This window comes from Streptomyces sp. NPDC058964, from assembly GCF_042741275.1.
Taxonomy (GTDB): Bacteria; Actinomycetota; Actinomycetes; order Streptomycetales; family Streptomycetaceae; genus Streptomyces.
Map to the genome: position 1 here is coordinate 11,523 of NZ_JBHYKH010000239.1, position 1,860 is coordinate 13,382.

1 protein-coding gene is annotated in these 1,860 nt (G+C 77.7%); it reads left to right on the forward strand.

From position 1 onward, the window contains the following. On the forward strand, positions 1 to 1,860 hold a 1,860-nt coding region (locus tag ACFW2E_RS26445; RefSeq protein WP_384469564.1), incomplete at both ends, for a LuxR C-terminal-related transcriptional regulator.

Here is a 1,860-nt window from a genome sequence, read left to right on the forward strand (position 1 = left end):
AGGTACGCCTTCCGCCACGCCCTCGCGCGCGAGGCGGTCTACGCGGACCTGCTGCCCGGTGAACGCTCGCGGCTGCACGGCGCGTTCGCCCGGCTGCTCGCCGCACCCGGCGCCGGCGCCGAGACCGCCGCGGAGCGCGCCCACCACTACCGCGAGAGCCATGACCTGCCCGAGGCCCTTGCCGCGTCCCTGGAGGCCGCGGACCACGCGCGGCGGACGGTCGCCCCCGCCGAGGAACTGCGTCATCTGGAGACGGTCCTCGACCTGTGGCCGTCGGTGCCGCCGCCGGCCCGCCCCGCGGCGGACGGAGCCGACCGGGTCACCCTCACGCTGCGCGCCTCGGCGGCCGCCGCGCACGCCGGGGACCCGCACCGGGCGGTGTCCCTCACCCGTGCCGCGCTCGCGGGCGTCGGCGAGGACACCGACTCCGAACTCGCCGCCCGGGTCCGCTACACGCTCGCCGGGAACCTGATGAGCGTCGACAGCCTGAAGGCCGCGTTCGCCTACAGCAGCGAGGCCCTCGCGATGATCCCCGCCGAGCCCCCGTCGCGCACCTGGGTGTGGGCGGCGGCGACCCATGTCATGGCGGCACGTCACATCGGTGAGAACGGGACGGCGTTGCGGATCGCCCGCCAGGCCCTGCGGGTGGCCGAGGAGCTGCGCGTCACCGACGCCCAGGCCGACCTGCTGGTCTCCCTGGCCGGGCTCGAGGGGGGCGGCCGCAGCACCCCTGCGGGCCGCGAGCTGCTGCGGCAGGCCAGGGAGCTGGCCCGCGCAGCCGGGCACGGGCCCGTCGAGATGCGTGCGCTGTTCAACCTCGCCGTCGGCTGCTTCGAGTCCGGCGACGTCCAGGAGTGTCTGCCGTGGCTGGAGGAGGGGCTGGAGCGGGCCCGCCGCGCCGGACTGCTGTCCTCCCCCTATCCGCGCGAGATGCGCTTCCTCCAGCTGCTGGTGCTGTGCACGCTGGGCCGCTGGGACGAGTGCGTGCGGCAGGCGGCCGACGCCGGCGGCGGCCCGTCCGCGGCGAGCGGGTACGCGATCGCGCCCGCGCTGTACGTGGCGCTGGCGCGCGGCGAGGCCGGGGCCGTCGAGCGGGCCGGTGCCCTGCTGGAGGGGCCGTTCGACTGGATGGGCACGCTCGTCGCGGGCATCGTGCTCACGGACGCGGCCGCACAGCGCGGTGACCCGGACGCGGCCGTGGAACGGATGCGGGCGACGGTCGCGGCCCTCAGTGACGAGTCGGGCCGCCGGCCGGACGCCACGGTCCGGCTCGCGGCGCTGGCCCTCGCGGCGGTCGCCGACCGGACCGCCGAGCTGCGCCGCACCGGCGGCGCGCCCGGACCGGCCGGCTGGGCGGGCACCGCGACCGAGCTCGTGCAGCTGGCACGCGCCACGGCCGCACGGGACGAGGAGGGCCGCCCGCAGGGCCCGGAGGGGCAGGCCTGGCTCGCCCGAGCCGAAGCGGAGTGGACGCGGGCCGTCTCCGGACCGGACGCGGCGGCCTGGGAGAGGGCCGTCACCGCCTTCGAGCACGGCGACGTGTACGAGCGGGCACGGTGTCAGCTGCGGTTCGCCGAGGCCCTGCTGGTGACCGAGCGGCGGGCGGAGGCGGCCGTGCAGGCGGGCGAGGCCCGCGCGACGGCCGCACGGCTGGGGGCCGCGCCCCTGCTGGAGCGGATCGACGCCCTCATCCGCCGCGGCCGCCTCACGGACACCGCCTCCGGGGAGGCGCCCACGTCACCGCTCACCGCGCGCGAGCGGGACGTGCTGCGGCTCCACGCGCGCGGCCGCAGCAACCGTCAGATAGGCGAGGAGCTGTTCATCACCGGCCAGACGGCGAGCGGGCACCTCTCCAACATC